The organism is Telluria antibiotica, assembly GCF_011682055.1.
Taxonomy (GTDB): domain Bacteria; phylum Pseudomonadota; class Gammaproteobacteria; order Burkholderiales; family Burkholderiaceae_D; genus Telluria; species Telluria antibiotica.
Map to the genome: position 1 here is coordinate 31,319 of NZ_JAAQOM010000007.1, position 22,687 is coordinate 54,005.

The window sequence follows — 22,687 nt, forward strand, 5'->3', positions numbered from 1 at the left end:
CGCAAGTTCATCGTGCCGCCCCCTGGGAGGTGTCCGCGGCCGCGTCGCCCGCCTCGAACTGCAGCGCACGGATGCGGTTGCGCTCGGCCGGCGTCTGTTTGTCTGCCGGCGTACGTGCCGCCAACTGTGCGGCGAGCGTGCGGTAGATCTGGCTTGCACCCTGGTCGACCGGTACCAGTAGATACGCATGGGCCATGGTCGGGTCGTTTGTTTCCCACTGACCGCGCACGTAAGCAGCCGGCATGACGTTGCCGGCGATGTCGTCGATCTCGGTGTCGGGAGCGGCGACAAGATAAGCTTGGCCCGTGCTCGGCGAACGGAGCAGATAGGGGAAGAACTGCAGATCGGTTTCGAATGCCACCCACTTGCCACGGTAGAAGTGCCGGAAGCTGTGCTCGAGCGTACGCGCGCCCCACGAATCGCTGCCGCCCAGCCGTTCGACCCAGAAGTCCATCACGACGCACGTCCCGCTGGCGTCCAGGTCGACGTAGCGGCGCCGGACGTTGTACCGTTGTGCGCCTTCCCGGATGGGTGGCGGCGCGACGACGCGGGGCTTCTTGCATGCGCTCGCATCGGCCAACGCGAGGTCGCCGGGGATGGCGTCCAAGGCTTGTGCGGCGCCAGCGCATGCGCCCAGGAGAGCAAGGCTGGCTGACAGGTGTTTCGTCATTGGGAATGTCATTGGTCGTCTCGACCGTTCAGGAATGTTTTGATGCCAGCGCCATCGTGTTCAGCGCGGTGAATGGCTTCGGTGACCCAGGGCGCGCAGACAAAGATTTCGAGCGGATGATCGGGTTTCTTATCGTCCGGATTCATGAAGTCCTGATTGCTGTAGTTTTTCCCGACACAGTAGCTTTGCTGCCAAAACTTCATGACCGCTGCGAATTCGCTGTTGCCGACCTGTTGGGGAGTGTCCGCCTCGCGGTTCCATTTGTACACCTGGTAGGCATCCCCATCCCCCCAATACTCTGGGAACGCGCTGGAGAGCCCTGCGAAATACGGCACCGGGTCATTGCCGGCATAGGCAACCAGGGGCGGTGCCATGCCGGTGGGCCCGTCCGGTATAACGAGATTGCCAAATTCCTGCGGGTGCTTTTTCCAATACGGCTTCAGGCGCGCGGCGTCTCCAAACGTTCGCGTACCGTTGGCTGTACCCAGCAGGATCGCGTCGCGCACACCGTATTCCTGCCCTTGCGTATTGGTTGGATACGGCAACGGGGTAATCCAGTCGCACCAGCCTTCGCCATTCAGATCGATACTCGTCGAAGGCGTCCCCGCGCTATCCGCGTGCACGGTGTCCTTGGTCCTCGGGGCAGGGCGCCCGGCACCTTTGCACGGGACGGGAGGCGTCAGGCGCAAGGCCGATGCATTGATCGGCTGCGCTTGCGCCGGTCCCAGGGCGGCAAGGAACGAAAGAATGATCAGGCCGGCTTTTTTCATCGATGCTCGTGTCGCTAGCGCTTGCACCGCTTCAGCAGATAGGGCGACAACCCTTCGCCGCCCCGGTCGCATGCCTGCTCCAGCTCGACCGCTTCGACCTGCGGATCGAAGCGCTGGATGGTGTCTTTTGCCGTGCCCATTTTCCCGGAGGGAGTCCACGCGCCATGCGCCTTGAAGAATGCGTATACCTCGGCGGCCTTCGAGCCCGGCTGCCATTTGTCGAGCAAGCGCAATGTCTTCTTGTCGTTATCCCAGGTCATGACGCGATATCCCGGGTGGTCGTCGCGCTGCACGTTGCGGTCGTAAAACCCGGTGATGAAGTAGCTGGTCTTTGCGGCGGCATCGTAGACTGTCGAAATCTCCTCGCCGAACAGGTAGCCGCTTTGTTCATCGTCGGCATCGCCGGCGCCCAACTGATCCGGCTTGTCTTCGGGGATGTGTGCGCCGATCCGCACCCAGCGATTTTTCTGTCCGAGGTAAAGCGTATTAATCGTGTCGCGATCGCCACCTGTCGATAATGGGGCAGATGCATTGACGTACCAGTCGCAATAGCCGTCGTTATTGAGGTCGACCAGAAAAAAATCGAACCAGTTGTACATCGCCGATCCATCGACCCTTTCCCAGCCTTGATGACTGATCCGGCGATCGCCCGGCGCCAATTTCTTGACCCATGCGAATTCCTTGTGTTTTTTCGCCAGCGTCTGGTAGCGCTCCGGCAGTACGGTGCCACCAGGCGTGCGGCATTCTGGAACGTCGGTCGTAAGACGCATGGATTGTGCATTCGTTGCGGTGCAATTGGCGGCCAGCGCTGCGACGCCGAGAGCGAAAAATAATGATTTCATCGAGATCAGTTGAGTTGTAAAGGTTTCATTTCGAGGCCACCGATTCCCTTGCCATTGGTGCCGGGTTTCACGGTATTGGTGCCAAAACTGTCGGTGCAACGGAGGGATTTCCAATCGCCTTTTTTGGTGTAGATATCGATGCCGATGAAGTTTTTCACGTAATCGTAGGAGTCGTGCTTTTTCAGGTCGTCATAGGTCCTGTTCCAGGTCCCGCCATTGTGGGCGCGCGCCACCATCGCGGCCAGGTATTCTTCGGAGGCATTCGGCTGGGCCCGCAACGCGGCATTCATGTTCTTTCGCATCAGCGCATGGCTCATTACCGTAAATTTATCAAAATCCTTGAAGATGCCCATCATGAAGCTCTTCAGATCACTGTTGCTCATGATGGCATCGGTGCCGAATGCCGCCGCGGCATCGCCGGAGAGATCGTCGCCCTTCGAGTTCCTCGGCGGCTGCGTCTTGATGCGTACCATGTCGACATACGCCCGTTCGCCGAGGCCGGTTTCGGTAGTGAATCGGGTACGCTCTGCTGCCGGAAGATTGGCCCAGGCTTGGTTGGCCGCAGCGTAAGTGCTCGCTTTTTTCGTCCTGCGCCACCACTCCGCCATTTTTCTTGCCCGGGTATCGGCATCGCGCAACAGCTGCTGGATACGGGGAGTGAGTCCCAGTTGTGTCAGCACGTCCGCGGGGAAGGTGTTGTAACTGCCGAGCAGCTCTGACACGAGGGTACTGCCGATGAACTGCGAACGGCCGTATGACGGCGTATGCACGGGCTCGGCGGTTTGCGGTGGCCCATAAGCCAATTGGTCGCGCGGCGAAAAGCATTTCGTCGCATCGCAGTAGTAACCGATGCCGGGGCAACCGTCCGCCGAGCAATTTCGGTTGATGCGCGCCGTTTCGTTGACTTCGGCCGCCGCCTCGTATTTCGCGACGCGTCGTTGGTCGACATTGGACGACGATCCCTCGCCGCACGCGAGAATGCGCTCCTTGTGCGCGCCGTTCGCCGTTGCATTCGTCACGTCGATATTCGCTTCGCCCGCCGCAAATTTAATCTGCGGCAGCAGGAGCGAGCGCGCCGGACAGGTGTTGCCCAGCACCTGACGGTCGGCAGCGATGTAACTGGCGATGAGCTTCGTCGCATCGTTGTCGTCCATCGTGATGGTGAACTCCGGGATGCTGATCAGATTACTACCGTAGTGATTCGTGAACATGTCGGCCATGCCATCGCCCCCGGTCCAGGTAGCAGCGGACTGTCCCGCAGCGAGGAAATTACCGTTCACATCGACAAGCACACCAGTACCGTTGCGCGCGTACTCGTTACGTTTTTGGCCGAGCGCGTCGCCACCGATGCCTGCCTGGACGTTATCCACGATGAAGGCCCAGCGCGCGACCGTGTAGCCCTGGTTCGTCCCCAGCGCCGCGCCCTTGGCGCCGCTCGTCGTGATCGCGAAATACCGTATCCGCGCCGCCCCGTCGGGATCGAAGAATTCATCGGGCCGCCCGCCCGCGTACGCGTACAGGTCCAGCAGCAGCGGGGCGGGCACGCCGCTCGTGGCGTCTGCGATGCCAGCCGGGTCGGGGCTCAGGAAGCGGCCGCTGTCCGGGTCGAAAAAGCGGGCACCGTGGTACACGAGGCCGCTCTCGTCATCGTGGTATTGGCCGACGTAACGCAGCGGCTGGTGCACGCCCGTGAACGACACGCTGGCCACGCGCCGCAGCGGCGCCTCCTGCGCGCCGCGGTCGCGCCAGATCGTCTTGCCGTCCTGCGTCATGTCCATGACCTTGCCCGCGCGGTCCGTGTGCAGGTGGCGCACCGGCGCGCCGAACAGCCAGCGCCGCAGGGTGGTCCACCACGACCTGTCGCGCAGGTCGAGCTGTGCCAGCGGGCGCCAGCCGAGATAGGCGTACGCGTACTGCATCCGGCCTTGCGCATCCGTTTCGGCGACGAGCTGGTGGTCGTGATGGAAGAACAGCGTCGCCGCCGCATGGCCCTGTGCATCCGTCACGATGCGCGCGACCCGCTGGCCCTGCGCGTCGTAGACGTAGTGCGTGTTGCCGTCGGCGCGCACGGCGCGCGCCAGGCGTCCGGCCGCGTCCCACGCGAGATGCTGGTCGGCCGTCGCCGTCGTGATCGCGGCGGGGAGGCCGGCGGTGTCGGTGTCGCGGCCGGGCGAGCGGCGCGCACCGCTTCCATCCCCCATGTCCAGGCTCGCTCCCAGGAACCGCGGCGCGTCCGGCGCTGCCGGGGCGACGGTCACGTCGAATGCGTCGACGCTGCCGTCGCCATGCGCGATGCGCGCCGCGAACGGGCCGGTGGGCAGGTCGTTCCAGCCGATGGCGGCGGCGATGACGCGGCCTCCGCCCAATGCGTCCGGCAGCACGCCGTGCGTCGCGATGCGTGTCGTGCGGCCCTGCGCGTCACTGTCTTCACTCAGCTCGGACGTGGCGCCCTGGCCATCGGTGAACGTGCGGGCGACCAACCGGCCGCGCGCGTCGTAGCGCCAGCCGTGGCGCAACGTCACCGGTTGCGCCAGCGCGGCCGCGATACGCGTCGACGGCGTGATCGTCAGCGTTTGTGCGACGAGGCGCCCCTGCGGGTCGAACTCGTTGCGTGTGAGGCGCGTGCCGTCGGCATCGGCGATTTCCAGCTCGCGCGGCAGTGAACCCGTGTAGCGGTAGGTGACGGTCTGCTCCGCGGCGCTCGCGCCGGGCGCGTAGCGGACGAGCTTCAGCAGGCGTCCGCCCGCATCCCATTCCGCGTGCTGGCGTGCGCCGCGCGGGTCGATGCTGTCGACGATGCGCCCTGCCGCGTCGTGCTGCCCGACCTGCCAACCCTGGCCGGGATTGCGGATCGCGACGACGCGTCCGAAGTCGTCGACCAGGCGCTCTGCGCGCGCACTGCCCGCGCTGATCGCGAGCAGCGACGCCTGCGCCGCCGTGCCGGGCGCGCCCCAGTCCGTGCGCACGGCAACAGCGCCGCCCGCGTCATGCCAGGCGACGGGGCGGCTCTGCGGATCACGATCGACGGCGGTGCCGGCCAGCGCCGCATCGAGTGAGGGCTGGATGTCCGGCGCGGGCACGTCATCCGCGTCGAGCGGCCGGCCGTTCACGTCGTAGCGATGGCGCACGGGCGGCGCGCCCGCGATCTCGACCTGCTCCGGCTGGCCGCGCCAGTTCAGCGCGAGCGTCACGGTGCGCACGCGGTCGCCGTCGGTGATGCGCACGACGCGGGGGCGCAGCGCAGCATCCCGTTGCAGCACCTCTTCCATGCGATTGCCGGGATGGACGATGCGCACGGGGAGCTTCGTGACCGGATCGAAATCGGTGCGCGTGATGTCGCTGTTGGCCGCCGTGGCGCCGAGCGAGGCGTTGGCCAGCGGCCCGTCGATCTTGGTCACTTCGCCGTTGGCGGCGTAGCGATAGTCCAAAGTGCGGGTGATGGTCGCGGCAGGCAGGTGCGGGTCCGTCGACGGCACGAACCCGTCTTCGCGGACGGATATCGGCTTGCCTGCCGCCGCACCCGTCTCGGCATAGGTGATGGTGACGATGGCCTGCTTGCCCGCGACGACGCTGGGCCGCAGCACGCGCGCAGGCTGCGTCGCCGCGCCCGCGTACTCGTAGCGCGTCTGCCATTGCGGCGCGCCGGGGCGGCCGCCTTCGTAGTCGATGCGGCTCACCGACGCGGGCCGTCCGCGCGCGTCGAAGTCCGTGCGCATGCCTGCCAGCGGCGTGCCCGCAGCATCGAGCGTCGTCGTCTCGGCCAGCCGACCCTGCGCGTCGTAGCGATAGCGGACGTTCGACGGGCCGCAGTTCGCGCAGCCGGGACCGCGCACTTCCAGCAACCGGTATTCGCCGCCGATGACGGCGTGGCGGAACACGGTGGCCTGGCCCTGTTCGTTGGTGACGGTCGTTTGTCCGCCCTTGGAGAAATCGAGCGTGACCTGGTCGATGCCGGTGCCTGCGACGAGTCGCGCCGGACGCGGGATCGCACCGAGCGCGTCGCGCGCGAGCGCGGCCGCCCGCCCGCGCACGGACAGGTTGCCCTTGCCGTCGGCATCGTAGCCGTACGTGGACACGCGCTGCCATGCCAAATGGCCGCCCGTGTCCGTGGCCAGTTCGCTGATCCCCGTCACCAGCGTGGGAAAGCGGGCGTCCTCGTAGTGGTAGTAGCGGCTGCCGGTGGGCATGTCGACGCGGACGAGGTTCGCCAGCAGGAGCTGCTTGTCGATCTGCGCCCCTTTCGGCATCGGGCTGCCGTAGTGATACGTGAACCTGCCGACCGGGCTCGTGATGCTCTGCACGCCACGGAACGCATCGCCCGCGCGGGCGCTAGCCTTGTCGAGATAGGTCAGGTTCAGGCTGCGGCCCTGCGGGTCGGTGACCTTCACGAGCAGCCCCGCACTGTCGTGCTGCAGGCTGACGAACTGGCCGCCCGGTGCCAGGATCTGCGTCAGGTGGCCGTGCGTGTCGAAGCGCAGTTCGCGTCCGTTCGTCCAGCGCCACACGTACTCGTCGCCGTGCGCGCCCTTGACGATCTCGATCGTGCCGTGGGCCGGATCGGCGCTGGCGCACAGGCTCGGGTCGCGCGGATCGCGGCTGAAGATGATGCGCGTGCCGTCCGCCTGTACGACCTGCAAGGTGCGTCCGGCGGCATACAGCTCGGTCTCGTACGACAGCTTCCAGCCGCGCCCCACGAGGTTCGTCGACGCGCCGGGCCGGCTGGACGTGCTGTTGTAGTGACGGACGATCTCGAGGCCCAGCGTGCCGGGCAGTGGCGCCATGTCGACTTCGCGCTGGTACTTGTTGCCGTTGATGACGTTGACCGGATTGCCCGCGCCGACGTTGACGCCGGTGCCGCTGCCCAGTGTGGCCGGTCCCGCCCCGCCGCACGTGGCGCCGCCGTTGCCCGGGCCGCACGTGCCGGGCGGCGTGATGGGCGGCGTGCCCGGCGCGCAGCTGCTGTTGGGCGGGCAGGCAGGCGCTGGCGTCGGGAACAGCGGCAGGTCCGCATGGGCGGGTCTTGCCGTCAGCAGGAATGCGAGAACGCAGGGCAGGGCGGCCAGTCGGGACCATCGGCTGGGCATGGAGATTTCCTTATTCAGTTACGTTGCGGACGACGTGGGTTGACTAAGCATGCGCAGCACGTACCACACGTTTGCAATGATGAACGGTGCGAATGCGAACAGCGCGGTTACCGGCTGCGCGGCGAGCCGGATGAACTGGTCCCGCGTGTCGGCGATCAGGCCGGGCGAGCGGTGCAGATAAATCGGCGCTGCCACCAGCGCCGCAACACCGTAATGCAGCGCCAGCAAAGCGAGGCCCGCGCACCGTCGCCGCGCCAGCGCCATATACGCGTACGTGCCGTACATCGCCATCGCGACCAGCGGCGACAGCGCTGCAGTGAAAGGTGCGTAGCTGAAGAACAGCGCACCCACCAGCGCGTTGCCGATGTTGTAGTGCCCTTGCGCGTGCGACGGCGGGGGAATGACCATGTCGGCCACGAACAGATAGAGAGCGAACGCGGCGCCCGTCAACGCGGCAAGCGCTGGGGTGCGGACGGGGCTTTGCGTCGGTCGTGTCGCCATGAATCTGTGCCGTGTCCGCGTCACGGATTGATGCGGTAACTGCTCGCACCGACCTGTTCGACCCGCTGGTCAAAGCCTTCGAACGTATTGCCTTCCAACCGCACGTCGGCCGAATCGATCAGGCGTATCGCGGGCGGCGCTTTCTTGAACCAGCCTTTGAAGATGAAACGGTTGTTGCGGATCACCGCGCCGTTGCCGTCCCACAGTACGATCGCGCCATCGTCGGATGTCGCGTCGCCTTTGCCGTGCACGATGATCGTGTTGTTCTCGATCTTGCTGCCGGGGCCGAACAGGGCGATGGCGCCGCGGCTGTCGACCTCGATCACGCTGTCGCGTAGGGTGTTGCCGATACCGACCATTTGCACTCCGAGGTGACCCGCACGGACGTTGACTTTTTCGACGACGTGTTCGGTCCTGCGGTAGGGCGGCGCCTTTTGATGCACCGACGGTCCGTCCATGCACGTCGTTTGCGATGCTTTACAGTTGGGGCGGGCATAGGTTTCGCGGGGACTCGACATGGCCTGCAAATCGATGCCGATATTGTGTTCGTCAGTTCCCGGGACGTGGATGGTTCCGTTGTGAACATAAAGGTGTTCACTCGGGATCCTATCTAGTATCCCAGTCATATCGTCAGGTTCCGCGATGAGTTCGTGCCCCTGTAGATCGATCTCGGTAATTTCTCCAGTGGAGAAATCCGGCGTCCGCCCTGGACTCGGGTAAAGAATGTTCAGTAGGGGAACGCCTTCATATGTTAAGAATCGCCCGGCATGGATGTCGAACTCCTTGAATTGTTTAAGGTCGATATTAAGACAATACTTTCCGATAGGCACAACGCGTCCGCGAAACCCTGAGCCAACCGGGCGTGTCTCGATTGGATGGCAGCTTTGCGCAAAACAATATGGATGAGCGATACCCACCAATCCAGCCAGTAGCACCGCATTAACTATCGCTGGGCCAGTTCGGCGGCGGCGTTTGCCGGCGCCGGCATTGCGGAAGAATAGTTCCCTGATATTTTTTTTGATCAAGTGCGTCACCATTTGCATCGCAAAGAAATTTATTCCTATTAATTTCGCCCTGATCGGCGTCAAACCTATATGCTGCATTTTGGTCCCCAGTCCAGTTTACTCCGCTCGCGATTTTTCCTTCATTGACCCATTGATCCAGCATCGCCTGAAGGTGCTTTATCTTCGAGCTGTTCCTGGGATTTGTTTCGTTATAACCGGCCCCCTCATGTTCAGGAATGGCGTTGAACTCCTTTAGTGTCGCCTCAAAATCGTCGAAAGGAATAGCCTTGCTGGGGTCGCCCCATGCAGTCAGCTTTGCATACACTTCGCGCTCCATCTGAAGGGTACGCTCCTCATTATGGGTCCAATGGTAGGTCGTTCCCACGTGTGCAACGTTCTGCGCGTCGTGCACGTAGGTAAAGTCCGGATCGCTGTCGTAGTAGGCGTGACCTAAACCCACATACAGAGGAAATGGATGATTGTCCGGATCCCGATGGGCGAACGTGTCTTCGAACGAATGCAGATATTCACCCATCAGCTGCAGGCGTGTACCACGGCAGTCGACGAGGTTCGTTTCCGTTTGCGCCAACTGGACCGCATGATAAAGACGCTGTAGCTGAGGATTCTCTGGAATGTTGGCGTAAGCCGTGCTCGTCGTCGGCGTACCGTAATTAAAGCCGCTCAGTTTGCCGGTGTTCAGATCGACGACGGAAGGCACCATCGTAAAGTGGTAAGACAGCAGCCGAACGATATGGTTGCCATACGCAAGCTGGATGTTCAGCGGCCTCGTATCGTTGTTTTCGTCGACGAACTGAGCCGCGAGCGCCAGGGTAAAGGCATCGTCGTTTGTCATGCCTGCCGCAATTCCCAGGAACATCGTCATGTAGAAGTGGATGTCGCTTTGGTACAGCCCCAACGGGTCGATGCCCGTCAGCGGATTGTTGTTCACGTACGCGAAAGGATTGACGCCGCCGTCCACCCCCATCGGATCCGGCGTCGTGTAGCGTCCCAGCGCCGGGTCGTAGTCCCGGAAATAGTTCTGGTTCAGGCCGGTTTCGCTGTCGAAGACCTGACCCGGGAGCCGCAGTGTCAGGTCGAATGCTTTGCCCGTTTCGGCGGAAGCACGCGCATGGACGATCTTCGCCTGTCCGAACGGCGATATCCTGGCTTGCCAGACGATGTCCTGGTGTTCGTCCGTCACTGCCTGGGGCGTGCCCAGATGGTCGGTCTGGATGGCGTAGATCGTCGCGACGGTGGCGGAAGCGGCCGGCTGTTTTTCTTGTGCGGTGCCGATCGCACGAAGGCGTTGCCACAGCCGGCTGACCGGATTGCGGTTTTGCCTCATGTCGATCCGGGCGACTGACTTATCGTCGAGATAAACGTAATGAGCGGTGATATGGCCCTCGCTGTCGGCTTCGGCCGCGAGCTGATGGTCACGGTACAGGCTGTAGGTCGTCACCCGTTTGCCGTCGTCCGACAGCGCCGTACGCACGACGCCGCTCGTCGGAGAGGACGGCGCGAAGACGGTCTTCGCGATGCGCTCGCCTCGCGTGTTGTAGGCGTAGGACGCGACGAGCCGGTCGCTGGCGTCGTACACGGCCATCGGGCGGTTGGCGTCGTCGTAGACGATGCGTCGGCTCGACGCGGGTGTGCGGACGTCCTTCGATGCCGATCCGGGTGCGGCGAAGCCGATACGGGCGAACGGGGCGCCGCTCGCGCGGTAAAACCACGCGCTGTCGAACAGCCTGCCCATGCTCGCTGCCGGTTGCGCGTCGTTGGCCGATGCACTGCCGAGACTAGCGCGCGTCAGCCCGACGAGGCGATTGCTGCCCGGGGCGTAAAGGTAGAGACGTGTGCCCGCCTGCGCCTCACCATTGGACGACACGCGCACGGCTGTCGCCTCGTGCGTCTCCCGAGTCCGATTCCCCCCTTTGTCGTAGGCATACTGGACAGCGGGGCCATCGTCCGCGCGGATGCGCGTGAGTCGGTCGAGCGCATCGTAGTCATAGTTTTCGGTCGTGCGCCGGACGGGCATCGTGCCTGCTTGGCCCAGTTCGCGGCCGATCTTCACCAACCGTCCGCCATCGTCGTAGTCGTTGTACTGTGCGTAGATCGTCCGCGATCCCGCACTGGAGCCCGTTGCACCGCCGAACCAGCCGCGAAGGCGCGCCAGCCATCCGCGAGACGGCGGCGTGGACGCAGTCGCGCGCACGGTCTTGATCTGGCCGCGCGGGTCGCGCTCGATCAGTTCGCGCACGCCGTTCATGTTCGTGAACCCGGCGAGACCAGCCGGTCCACGGGCGATGTTGGAGACGAGCGGCTCGTCGTCGAAGAGGACGGCGGCGAGGCCGCCTGCAGGCGCATACCGGTACGCCAGCTGGTGGCCGTCCGGCAGGCGCCGGGTGCTCAGGCGCCCGGCTTCGTCATAGGTGTCGGTGGTGACGAACGTCAGCCCGGTCTTGTCATCTTTCACGTCGACGCGGGCGAGCCAGCGTTCTTCTTCCAGCGTTCGCCCGAACGCGTCGTACCGATAGCGGGTGCGCTCGCGCGCATGCGCCGGGTTGCCGTCGGTCGTGCCGACGACTTCGATCAAGCGCCGGCCCAGGTAGCGGAAACGCGTGAGTTCAGGATGCGCCGTCGTGCCGGCGGCAATCAGATGGCCTTGCACGTCGTAACGATAGCGGGTGTCATTGCCGCGTCCGTCCGACCGCACCGCCATGCGGCCGGCCTCGTCGTAATAAAACAGTGTGACACCGCGGTCGGGGCTCACTTCCAGCATGGGGCGGCCGAAGTCGTCGAAGCGGCGCACGGTGGCGACGCCGTTGGCGTCAGTCAGCCTGACCCGGTTGCCGTGTGCATCGTAGGCGAAGCCGATCGATGCAGCGTCCGGCGTATCGGGTGCGCTGGTGCGCGCCGCGAGCATCCCGTCGTCGCCGTAGCTGAACCGGGTCGCGATTCCGAGCGCGTTCGTGAGCTCAGCGATGGTGCCTGCCGGCGTAAAACTGGCGCGCGCGACGACGCCCTGGTCGTCCGTCATGCCCGCCACGCGGCCGGCGGCGTCGATGCGGTAGTGCGCAGCCGTCGCGCGCCGGCCATCGGCGTCTTGCAGCACCGCATCGGTCTGGCGTCCTTCCGTGTCAAACGCTGCGGTCACGACGCTGCCATCGGGCAGATCCTTGCGGGTCGTGCGGCCGGCGGCGTCGTACACGAAACGGTTCGTCAACCCGCCCGGCTGGACGATGCCTGTCAGCTTGCCATTGAGGTCATAGTTGTAGTGGACCGTCTGCGACAGCGCGGGGCCGCCGTCCGTGGGCGTGCCGTCCACACGTAGTTCCTCGGGTTGTCCACGCCAGTTGTAGCGTACCCGGACGACCTGGACCGCCGCGGCATCGGTGAAACGTGTCACGGTAGGGCGCAAGGCCGCATCGCGTTCGACGACTTCGGTGACTACGCCACCCGGCGCCTCCGTACGCACCGGCAGCTTGGCCCGCGCATCGTAGCGCACCCGCGTGATGTCGCTGTTCTGCGGCCCCGGATCGGCCGCCGCATTCGCCAGCGGACCGTCGATCTCCACGCGCTGGCCGTAGCCGTCGTAGCGGTAGCGCAGCGTGCGCGTGATCGTGCCGGCCGCGCCCGTGCCTTCCAGCGTCGGCAAATAACCCTGCTCCGTGATCTCGGCCGGCAGCCCGGCCAGCGCGCCGTCGCCGGCATACCGGAACGCGGTGACGTAGAAGCGGCCCGGCACGACGCTCGGGCGGACGATCCGCGCCGGGTAGACGCCGTCATCGTCGTATTCGTAGCGCAGCTTCAGGCGCGCGGGCAGGGCCTTGCCGTGCGCGTAGGCCTGCGTGCTGACGGACGCCAGGCGCCCGCGGCGGTCGTATTGCTGGTGTTCGGCCGACAGCGGCTCGCCCGCGGCGGACAGGCGCGTCGTCGTCTCGAGGCGCGCGAGGTTGTCGTAGGTGTAGCGGACGTTCGTCTCGCCGCAGGCCGAGCAGCCCGCGCCACGCACCTCGAGCAGGCGGTATTCGCCGGCCAGCACGGCGTGGCGGTACAGCGTCTTCTGGCCCAGGCTGTTGGTCACGATCGTCTGGCCCGCCCCGAATTCGAGCGTGACCTGGCCGATGCCCGTGCCGGGGACGAGCCGCGCGGGCTGCAGCGGCTTGCCGTCCTTGCCGAGCGCGAGGCGGGCCGGCCGGCCGCGCACGGACAGATTGGCCTTGCCGTCGTGATCGTAGGCGTACGTGCTGACGCGCTGCCACGCCGGCTTGCCGTCCGCGCCCGTGACCAGTTCGCTGATCCCCGTGAGGAACGTGGGGAACTCGGCCTGCTCGTAGTGATAGGTGCGCGCACCAGCCGGCATCTCGACCTTGACGAGGTTGGCCAGCAGCAGGCGCTTGTCGATGTCGGCGCCGGCCGGCTTCGGGCTGCCGTAGCGGTAGACGAAGCGCCCGACCGGGCTCGCGATGCTCTGCACGCCGCGGAAGGCATCCTGCGAGCGTGCCTGTTCCTTGTCCGGATACGCCAGGTCGAGGCTGCGGCCCTGCGGATCGGTGACGCGGGTCAGCAAGCCCGCGGGGCTGTAGCGCAGGGCGACGAACTGCCCACCCGGCGCGAGGATCTGCGTCAGGTGGCCTTTGTTATCGAACGTCAGCTCGCGCCCGTTGGTCCAGCGCCAGACGTACTCGTCGCCGCGCGCGGTCTTGACGATGCTGACCGTGCCATTGGCCGGATCGTTGCTCGCGCACAGGCTCGCATCGTGCGGGTCGCGGTTGAAGATGATGCGCGTGCCGTCCGCCTCGATGATCTGCAAGGTGCGGCCGACGGCATACAGCTCGGTCTCGTACGACAGCTTCCAGCCGCGCCCGATCAGATTCGTCGATGCGCCCGGGCGGCTGAACGCGCTGTTGTAGTACCGGACGATCTCCAGGCCCAGCGTGCCGGGCAGCGGCGCCATGTCGACTTCGCGCTGGTACTTGTTGCCGTTGATGACGTTGATCGGATTGCCGGCGCCGATGTTGATGCCGCTGCCGTTGCCGTTCGTGGCCGGCCCGCCGCCGCCGCACGTCGAACCCGCGTGGCCGGGGCCGCAGGTGCCCGGCGGCGTGGGCGGTGTGGTGGGCGGCGTCCCGGGTGCGCAGCTACTGTTGGGCGGGCAGGGTTGCGGCGGGAACAGCGGCAGGTCCGCACGCGCGGGGGCGGGCAGGCCGGCCGCGATCAGCAGGCCGCACAACGTGGCGGCCAGGCGTGTCGATGTCGTCAGCATGTCGTTCTTTCGTTTTCTTCAACCACCCGAGCACACGGGACAATCGTTCCCCGTGCAGGGCGTTCCCGGATCGACGGGGTCATGGGGCATGCAGCCGATGCCCGTGCAGGTCGGCGGCGGGTTCTGGCTCACGGGCGGGTCGCCGGGGTTCGTCGGCGTGCCGTTGTTGCCCGCGCCCGGCGCGCTTTCCGGCGTCTGTTCGATCGCGTCGGACTGCATGTGCATCGTGACGTTGATCGTCAGTGGGATGCGTCCCGCCTGCACAAGGGCCGTGTACTCCGGGTCGTTGCCCGGGTCCATGGCCTTCAGGTAGGCGACGAACACGGTGCTCGCGACCGGGATCTTCGGCAGGTAGCCGTGCAGGATGCGCAGCTTGAGCAGGTTGGCGTCGTAGATCGTCTGGCCGGAATTCGGTTTGATTTGCTGGTCCTTGGAACTCAGGTTGGCGTTCGGGATCACGCGCTTGCCGCCCGTGTTGTACTTCACCGCCAGCTTCGGCTCCTTCCAGTCCTCGAAGCTTTCGGCGGTCGGGTTGAGCATCCTGATCCGCGCAACGTTGTTGGCGTTGATGTCGTTGGTTGCCTTGGCCAGCGACGCGGCGATCTCGTCGGGACTCGTCCCACCGCCGTACATCGGCACGAGCGCCTTGAGGTATTCGGCCTTGATCGTGGCGAGGTTGGCGTGATCCATGGTCCCCGCGCGCGCCGCCATGAACGTCGCGTGGTTCACCTGGTTCTTGGCGAAGAAGATCATCGCGTACTGCAGGATGCCCAGCCCGATCAGCGTGAGCATCGGCCCGGCCACGATGAATTCGACCATCGCGATGCCGCTCTGCGCGTGCGCGCGCAGGCGCGGCGCATTCCTGCGCGCGAGGCCGGGGTGCGCCAGGCGGTCGCCCGTACGGATACCCAGGCGGTCGATGGCGCCCGCCGCCAGTTCGAGCGTGTGGCGCGCGCCGCGGTGCGCGCTCGCGCGCCACGGCCGCAGGCGCGGCACGCACGCGAGGACGACGCCGTCCGCGTCCAGGTACACGACGTCGATGGCCTGGCGCATGAAGGCGCAGTGCACGCTGGCGCAGCGGGTCAGCAGGAGGCCGGCGTTTGGCGCGAGCGGCGGCACCAGCATCAGGCCGCGCAGGCGCGACCAGAAACCGTCCGCGAGCGCGATCTCGAGCGGGTGCGCACCGCTGGCCGTGTGCAGAAGGATCGTACGGTCCGTCATGGTCTTACAGTCCCTCCTGCATGAATTTCATCGCGATGGGGAAGAACAGCACGATGAACGTGCACGGGAAAATGAAGGCGATCAGCGGGAACAGCAGCTTGACCGGCGCTTCCATCGCCAGCTTCTCGGCGCGCAGGAAGCGCTCGCTGCGGCGCTGGTCGGCCTGGGCGCGCAGCACGGGGCCCAGGCTCATGCCCATGCTCTCCGCCTGGATCACGGCGCCCGTGAACGTGCTGACGCCCGGTTCGTTGAGGCGCTCGGCCATCGTGCGCAGCGCTTCGGCGCGGCTGCGGCCCGCGCGGATGTCGCGCAGCACGCGCTGCAGCTCGTCGCGCAAGATGCCCTTGGGGCCGCGCGCGACGGCCTGGCTCAATGCGCCTTGCAGGTTCAGCCCGGCCTCCACGCACAGGGTGATGATGTCCAGGTAGAAGGGCAGGCTCTTGAGCAGTTCGCCGCGGCGGAGCGTGACGCGGTCGCGCAGCCAGATCGCCGGATACGCGTAGCCGAACAGCGCGCCGGCCGCGGCGACCTCGAGGTACACCGTCGCGCTGGCGCCGTTGGCGAACATGTCGGGGCGGTCGAACGACCCGAGCAGCCACCAGCACAGCAGCGCGACCAGCATGGCGGTGACGAGGCGCGCGCCGAGGAACTGGCTGGGCGTCAGCGCGTAATCGAGGCCGGCCTTGCGCAGCTTGGCCAGCGTGTCGCGGTGCGATTTGTCCGACAGCAGCGGGTCGATGAAATAGGCGGTCCAGTGGATCGGCCACCATACCGCGCGAAACGCGGGCGGCGGCGGGTCCTTGAAGGCGCGGTCTTCCTGCGGCACGTCGGCCACCGTGCGGCTCAGGAGCCAGCCGGCCAGCGCGGCCGCCAGGCCGATAACCACGGCCAGCAGCATGAGTACGAAGTCGGGATGCTTGAGTAAATAGGTCAACATGGCGTCCTCACACGTCGATGGCAACGATCCGGCGGATCACGTAGATGCCCAGGCCCTCGAACACCGCGAGCACGGCGAGCGTGGCCCAGCCGATCCGTTCGTTCCACAGATGCGACATGGCCTCCGGCTCCATCCGGTTCAGCACGAGCATCAGCGCTACCGGCAGGGCGCCGACGACCCAGGCCTGCAGCTTGCCCTGCGCCGTCAGCGCGCGGATCTTGCCTTCCATTTGCAGGCGGCTGCGGATCGTGTTGGCCGTGCGTTCGAGCGTCTCGGCCAGGCTGCCGCCCGTCTCGGTGGCAATGCGCATTGCCGACACCACCAAGGTCGTGGTCTGCGTCGGCACGCGCCGCGCGAGATTGGCGAGACTCTGCTCCAGCGGCAGGCCGAGGCGCTGCTCGCGCAGCAGCAGCGAGAATTCCTGGCCTAGCGGCGCCGGCGCCTCCGCGACCAGCTGGACCATCGCGGCGTTCAGGCCGATACCGGCGCGCATGCCGCCCGCCAGCATCATCAGGGCGTCCGGCAGCTGTTCCTCGAACTTGTGCATGCGCCGGTTGCGCATCCACGCGTACAGCGCACGCGGGAAGAGGCCCATCATCAGCAGCACGGGCAGCGCGAGCATCATGCTGCCGGAGGCCATCCACACCAGCAGCGGCACCAGCGCCACCACGGCCATGTTGGCGGCGAACAGCTTGCGCGGGTCGATGAACAGGAAGAATTCGCGGGCCTGGAAGTTGGCGCGCTTGGTGAAGCTGGTGCGGTAGCGCTTCAGTGTCGCGGTGCCCATGTCGATCACGAACCAGGTCAGCACGGCGGCCGCCAGGGCGATCACGACGCTGAACGACATCAGGACGGTGCTACTGTTCATCGCCGCGCCTCCGCCTGCAGGTGGGTGACGCGGCCGTCGTCGGCGTCGTCGCGCTCGTCGGGGTGCGGCGTGAACAGCCCCATGTCGAGCTGCGCACCCGTCGCGCGCAGCTCCTCGTAGAACGTGGGCACCATGCCGCAGCCCGTGAAATAGCCCTGGATGCGGTGCGAGCCGCGCTCGCCCGCATAGCCGCGGCTGACGAAGCGGAACACGTCCTGCAGCTGGATCTTGCCGCTCTCCATGCCGGTGATCTCCGTGATGCACGTGACCTTGCGCGAGCCGCACGAGAAGCGGGTCTGCTGCACGATGATGTCGACGGCCGACGCGATCTGCTCGCGGATCGCGGTCAGCGGCAGGTCCATGCCGGCCATCAGCACCATCGTCTCCAGGCGCGCGAGGCCGTCGCGCGGCGTGTTCGCGTGCAAGGTGGTGAGCGAACCTTCGTGGCCCGTGTTCATCGCCTGCAGCATGTCGAGCGCCTCGGCGCCGCGGCATTCGCCCACGACGATGCGGTCGGGGCGCATCCGCAGCGTGTTGCGCACCAGGTCGCGGATGGCGACGGAGCCTTTGCCTTCCACGTTCGCGGGCCGCGATTCGAGACTGATCAGGTGGTCGTGGTGCAGCTGCAGCTCGGCCGCATCCTCGACCGTGATGATGCGTTCGCCGTCCGGAATGAAGTTCGACAGGATGTTGAGCAAGGTGGTCTTGCCCGAGCCCGTGCCGCCGGAGACGATGATGTTCTTGCGCGCCTCGACGCACACCTGCAGGAATTCCGCCATCTCGGGACTGATGGCGTCGAAGTCGACGAGGTCGGACGCGCTCAGTTTGCGCTTGGCGAATTTACGTATCGTGAGCGTCGGGCCCTTCAGCGCCAGCGGCGGGATGATGGCGTTCACGCGCGAGCCGTCCTTCAGGCGCGCGTCGACCATCGGCGACGATTCGTCGATGCGGCGGCCCAGCGGCGCCACGATGCGCTCGATCACGCCCAGCACGGCGCGGTCGCCGGTGAACGTGAGCGGATGGCGCTGCAGGCGGCCCTTGCGTTCCACGTAGATCTGGTCGTAGCGGTTGACCATGATCTCCGAGATGCTGTCGTCGTCGAGCAGTTCTTCCAGCGGGCCCAGGCCGATGGCTTCGTTCAGCACCTGGCGGCTCAACTGGGCCGGGTCGAGTTCGCGCGGCAGCTCACCGGCCAGTTCCTCCATGATGGCGTCGATGAGGGCGCCCGTTTCGTTGCGCAGCTGCGCGTCCGACATGGCCGACACGTCGCGCCGGCGCAGGTCGATGGCGTCGAGCAGCTTGTTGTGGATGCGCTTGCGCCATTCGAATTCGAGTTCCTTGACCGGCGTGGCCGCCACGACGACGGGGAACCCGTCGGCGGTCGCATCGTCCGCGCGCGTGCGCAGCACCTCTTCCTGCGCCTGCACGGCCTGTTGGCGCGAGGCGAGGAGCGCGTCGCTGGCGTTCTGGTTGCGCTGCGTGGCGGTGCTCGAGCGCGAGCCCGGCGCCGCGGCCTGCGCGAAGCCGGCCGATGCGACTTCCAGCACGCGCAGGCGGTATGGGCCGATGGCGATCACGTCGTTGCCGCGCAAGGGGCCGTGCTGCACGGCGATGCGGGCCTCGTTGACGAACACGCCGCCGAACGCGCCCATGTCTTCCAGCAGCACGCCGCCGGGCGTGCGGAACAGGCGCGCGTGCTCGCGGCCGACGCGCCAGCTGTCGAGCCGGACCTCGCTGTCGCGGCCCTTGCCGATGACGCAATCGTCCGGCGCCTGCACGAGGCGGCGCGCGCCGTCCGGGTCGGTGATCTCGATCTGTAGCATGGTTCCTCCTCGCGCTTTACTCGGTTGCGGTATCCGTCTGCGCACGCGCGGCGGGCGGCGCGGGCGGCAGCGCCGGCACGGCCTGGTTGATTCTTTCGGCCGGACGGCCCGGCTGCAGCGGATCGCTCAGGTGCGGCGGCCCGTCGAGCCGTTCGGACAGGCGCTCGTTCGTGCGCTGCACTCGGTCCACGAGGCCAGGCGTGCGGGAGTCGACGATGGTCGGGGTCACGAACACGACGAGCTCCGTCTCCTTGTTCTGGTAGCGCTTCGAGCGGAACAGCGGGCCCAGGACGGGCAGGCTGCCGAGGAAGGGCACCTTGTCGATGTCGCTGCTGATGTTGCGCTGGAGGAGGCCGGACAGCACGATCGTCTCGCCATCGTGCGTGTTGAACTCGGTCTTCGTGCGGCGGGTCAGCAGCGCCGGACCCGCGGCCGTCGTGACCGAGGGGTCGATCGAGCTCACTTCCGATTCGATCACGGCGCGGATGACGCCGTCGCGCCCGATCTTCGGTTCGATGTCGAGCTTGATGCCGTACTGTTTGAACAGGATCGTCACGCCCTGCTGCGATGCGACGGAATACGGGAACTCGCCACCCGCGAGAAAGCTGGCCTTGAAGCCGCTGCGCGCCGACAGCTGCGGCTCGGCGAGGACGCTCGCGGTGCCTTTCTGTTCCAGCAGGTTCAGTTGGGCCGCGAGGCCCATGTTCACGCCGCCGAGGATGTTCAGTGCCGATGGCAGCGTCGCCGTCGTGCCGCTGCCGCCACCGGGCTGCTTGTCGGTGATGGGCAGGCCGTTGCCGGCGCCACTGGCAGGGATGTCGATCGAGTATGGACCGTCGGTGCCGCGCCGGATCGGGCGCCAGATGCCGGCCAGCGCGGCGCCGCCCGTGGACGTCCATTTCATGCCGATCTCGCTCAGCTGCGTCTTCGGAAATTCCACGACCTTCACGTCCATCATGACCATCTTTTCCCAGCCGACGGCGCTGGTGAAGTTGACGATCTGCGGATAGCGCTTGGCCAGTTCGGCCACCTTGTCGCGGTCTTCGTCGGACAACGCGTTGCCCTCGACGATCACCTTGTCGCCGACGACGGAGGTCTTGACGTTCGGGATCGTGGCCAGGAAGGTGGCCACTTCGCGCGCGACGCGCGCCATGTCGCCCGGCACGATGTGGACCTTCACGCGCTGGTAGCGGCCATTGCCGTTCCAGACGAACAGTGTCGTCGTGCCGGGCCCGTTGGCGAACAGGATCACTTCGCGGTCGTCGAGCGCCGACGCGGACAGGATGTTGCCATTGCCGACCGCGATCCGGGCCAGTCCCGGCGCCGGGAACACACGCGACTCGCCGACGAACATCTCCACGTCCGGCACCATCGCGTCATCGGCGCTGTCCGCCTTGCCGATCGGCGCATATGGCATGTCCGCGGCGGCGCCGCGGCGCGCGGCCGGGCGGGCGCGTCCGACGTCGTCCAGCACGTTGCGGCGCGTTTCGGACGCAGGCGCAGGCGCGGCGGCCGGTGCGGCGGCGGGCGCGGGCACGGCCGCGACGGGGCCGGCCTGGGCGGACGGGATGGACGGGGCGGTGGCGCAGGCGAGGGCCACGCAGGCGGCGAGGACGCCGCGCAGCGGCGGACGGGTCGTTGTCGGTACGGTCGATGTCATAAAGGTTGTGCTGGGAAGTTGGCGCCGCCGCGGTGGGCGGCCGCGGATCGTTCAAAACGCTGGCGGCAATTCAAAAACGGCGGACGGTCACGGTGCGCCGGCGGCTTGCGCGGCCGCGCTGCCTGGTGCCGGCGCCCGCTCCGGCGCGACGTCGGCCGTGTCCGCGCCGGAGCGGGGCGCGAGGCGCAGCGCTTCCGGCGGCAGGTTCTTCATGCTGCCGCCGTACAGGACCGGCACCTCGCGCCGGCCGCGGCCACCGTTGCGCACGGGGGCCGCGCCGCCGAGGCCCAGCAGGGCGGCCACGTCGTATTTGCCGGCGAGCGGCTGCTTGTCCTGCGGGTTGCGCAGCAGCGCGGTCATACGGCCAGCGTCGCGCGCCGCGATCAGGAGGCGCGCCTCGTCCGGACTTGTGTTGATGGTGACGGTCGAGTACTGGCGCGGCCCGCCGGACTTCGGATCGTCCAGCGAGCGCTGGCCGGTCGCCATCACGGCCACGTTCTGCATGACGGGGAACGTCGACTTCTTCCCATCGCGCTCGACCGTGACGAGCAGGTCGATCGTGTCGCCCGGTTCCAGCATCCCGGAGATGGAGTTGATCTCGTCGACGGGGACCGTCATCGCGCGCCGGCCCGCTTCCACGCGGGCGGAGAACGTGGGCATGCGCTGCGTCTCCATCAGGCCCCACAGGATCATCTCGCCGCTCTTGACGGGATACGCGAGGCGCTGGCCGTCGACGCGCTCGAAGTCGTCGGGCTGCAGCGCGGCCGAATGCGCGTATTCGGCCGGGATCGGACGCAGCGCCATGTTTTCGGCGGACAGCGTCCCACCTTGCGGGATGTCGTGCTTGGCCACGATGACGGTGACGGTCTTGCCTTTCGACGTGGCCTCGATGGCCTGCATCTGGCGCGTGAGGTAGCTGCGCGCGGCCAGTGCGGCGAGCACGCCGATGGTCAGCGCGACGCCCAGCAGGATCCAGGTGCGGTTGGGACGGAATTGGCGGACGCGTGTAACGGTGGCTTTGGCAGTGGAGTTCATGGCATGACTTATTACTTACGAGGGCAGCGAAAGGGCGTAGCTGAAACGGTCATAGGCTTTATGGAAGCCGTCGAGCAGGATCTGGACGGCCGTGCGCGGCGCGCCGGCGTCGCCCGTGTCGCCAAGGCCGGGCAGGGGGACGAACAGCGCCAGCGCCAGCGCGGCGCAGACGACGACGTATTCCATCAACGATTGGCCGCGCTGGCGCGCCAGGCGTATTGGGTTCATTTGATTGCCTCCACGAGGTTGGTGGTCTGGATCACGATGCTGGTGTAACCCTCTTTGATGGCGGGGCGGATGACGGCCATCGCTTCCTTGTTCTTCCCCTTGAAGAACAGCGTGCGTCCGGCCGCCAGCGTTGCCGGCAGCGCGGATGCCTGCGCCGTGTCGGCGCGCGCTTCGCGTTCGAGGACATAGCCTTCCGCCTGCAGTTTTTCGACGACGTAGTCGCGGTTGAGCTGCAGGCTCTGGCCGTTCTCCGCCAAGACGTAGGCCGTGGCCTTGCCGCGCTCCGTCGACGTCATCTGGTTCACGAGGCGCGTACCGTACGGCAGGCGCGCGAGCAGGCGTTCGTTGACGGCGCGCGTCGCGTCGCGGCGGTCGTAGGCCGTCTTCAGGTCCGACACGGTGACCGTGCCGTGTGTGCCGGCGCGCCCGTTCGGCAGCGCTTCCAGCATTACCGAGACGTAGTAATCGCCGCGGGCCTGGCCCAGCACCAGCTTGTCCTGCACGACGTCTTCGACGAGCGGCTGGCCCAGGCTGCGGCGGAACCAGTCGGCCGTCTCGAGCGGCGCCGTGTTGGTCACGAAGCCCTGCAGCCGCATGGGAAAGCCGCCGACGGAGAGTTGTTCGCCGATCTGGAATGGCTTGGCACCGGACGGCAGCGCCACGCTTGGCCACGACGCGGCCGGCGCGGCGGTGCAGGCGCCCGCCAGCGCCAGCGCGGCGGCGAGCGCGCACGCGCGGGCGGCGAACGAACGGCGGAGGGAAGTCGCGTGCGTCATGG

General features: G+C 66.6%; 15 protein-coding genes. All 15 read right to left on the reverse strand.

The genetic code is table 11. The features are described 5' to 3' along the window. Window positions 1–7: 7 nt before the first annotated feature. The 15 genes from HAV22_RS12710 to HAV22_RS12780 all read right to left on the reverse strand — a co-directional run bounded on the left by HAV22_RS12710 (window position 8) and on the right by HAV22_RS12780 (window position 22,685). A complete protein-coding gene (locus HAV22_RS12710; RefSeq protein ID WP_166859458.1) occupies window positions 8–670 on the reverse strand; it encodes a hypothetical protein in 663 nt (220 codons plus the stop codon). A gap of 8 nt (window positions 671–678) precedes the next feature. Beyond that, window positions 679–1,440, reverse strand: coding sequence for a hypothetical protein (locus tag HAV22_RS12715; RefSeq protein WP_166859459.1), 762 nt, complete (start codon window positions 1,438–1,440; stop codon window positions 679–681). A gap of 14 nt (window positions 1,441–1,454) precedes the next feature. Further along, window positions 1,455–2,282, reverse strand: a complete 828-nt coding sequence (locus HAV22_RS12720) for a hypothetical protein (RefSeq protein WP_166859460.1) — start codon at window positions 2,280–2,282, stop codon at window positions 1,455–1,457. Window positions 2,283–2,287: 5 nt separating this feature from the next. Beyond that, window positions 2,288–7,366: an RHS repeat domain-containing protein gene (locus HAV22_RS12725; RefSeq protein ID WP_166859461.1), complete on the reverse strand. Its 5,079-nt coding sequence runs from the start codon at window positions 7,364–7,366 to the stop codon at window positions 2,288–2,290. An 18-nt stretch (window positions 7,367–7,384) separates the two neighbouring features. Continuing rightward, entirely contained in the window at window positions 7,385–7,867 is a 483-nt protein-coding gene (locus tag HAV22_RS12730; protein WP_166859462.1) for a hypothetical protein, read from the reverse strand. A 20-nt stretch (window positions 7,868–7,887) separates the two neighbouring features. Further along, on the reverse strand, window positions 7,888–8,892 hold the full coding sequence (locus HAV22_RS12735; RefSeq protein WP_166859463.1) for a right-handed parallel beta-helix repeat-containing protein: 1,005 nt from the start codon (window positions 8,890–8,892) through the stop codon (window positions 7,888–7,890). Further along, entirely contained in the window at window positions 8,807–14,137 is a 5,331-nt protein-coding gene (locus HAV22_RS12740) for a DUF6765 family protein (protein WP_166859464.1), read from the reverse strand. The genes HAV22_RS12735 and HAV22_RS12740 overlap by 86 nt, the downstream gene beginning before the upstream one ends. Window positions 14,138–14,155: 18 nt before the next feature. After that, window positions 14,156–15,358, reverse strand: coding sequence for a DUF192 domain-containing protein (locus HAV22_RS12745; protein ID WP_166859465.1), 1,203 nt, complete (start codon window positions 15,356–15,358; stop codon window positions 14,156–14,158). A 4-nt stretch (window positions 15,359–15,362) separates the two neighbouring features. Next, window positions 15,363–16,295, reverse strand: coding sequence for a type II secretion system F family protein (locus HAV22_RS12750; RefSeq protein WP_166859466.1), 933 nt, complete (start codon window positions 16,293–16,295; stop codon window positions 15,363–15,365). A gap of 7 nt (window positions 16,296–16,302) precedes the next feature. Further along, window positions 16,303–17,163 (reverse strand): type II secretion system F family protein, encoded by an 861-nt coding sequence (locus tag HAV22_RS12755; RefSeq protein WP_166859467.1) that lies wholly within the window; start codon window positions 17,161–17,163, stop codon window positions 16,303–16,305. Next, window positions 17,160–18,986 (reverse strand): TadA family conjugal transfer-associated ATPase, encoded by a 1,827-nt coding sequence (locus tag HAV22_RS12760; RefSeq protein WP_166859468.1) that lies wholly within the window; start codon window positions 18,984–18,986, stop codon window positions 17,160–17,162. The genes HAV22_RS12755 and HAV22_RS12760 overlap by 4 nt, the downstream gene beginning before the upstream one ends. Before the next feature lie 16 nt (window positions 18,987–19,002). Further along, window positions 19,003–20,646 (reverse strand): type II and III secretion system protein family protein, encoded by a 1,644-nt coding sequence (locus HAV22_RS12765; protein ID WP_166859469.1) that lies wholly within the window; start codon window positions 20,644–20,646, stop codon window positions 19,003–19,005. A gap of 87 nt (window positions 20,647–20,733) precedes the next feature. After that, window positions 20,734–21,681, reverse strand: coding sequence for a Flp pilus assembly protein CpaB (gene cpaB, locus HAV22_RS12770; protein ID WP_166859470.1), 948 nt, complete (start codon window positions 21,679–21,681; stop codon window positions 20,734–20,736). Between the two features lie 15 nt (window positions 21,682–21,696). Beyond that, window positions 21,697–21,909: a hypothetical protein gene (locus tag HAV22_RS12775; protein WP_166859471.1), complete on the reverse strand. Its 213-nt coding sequence runs from the start codon at window positions 21,907–21,909 to the stop codon at window positions 21,697–21,699. Next, a complete protein-coding gene (locus tag HAV22_RS12780) occupies window positions 21,906–22,685 on the reverse strand; it encodes a hypothetical protein (RefSeq protein ID WP_166859472.1) in 780 nt (259 codons plus the stop codon). The genes HAV22_RS12775 and HAV22_RS12780 overlap by 4 nt, the downstream gene beginning before the upstream one ends. Window positions 22,686–22,687 lie beyond the last annotated feature (2 nt).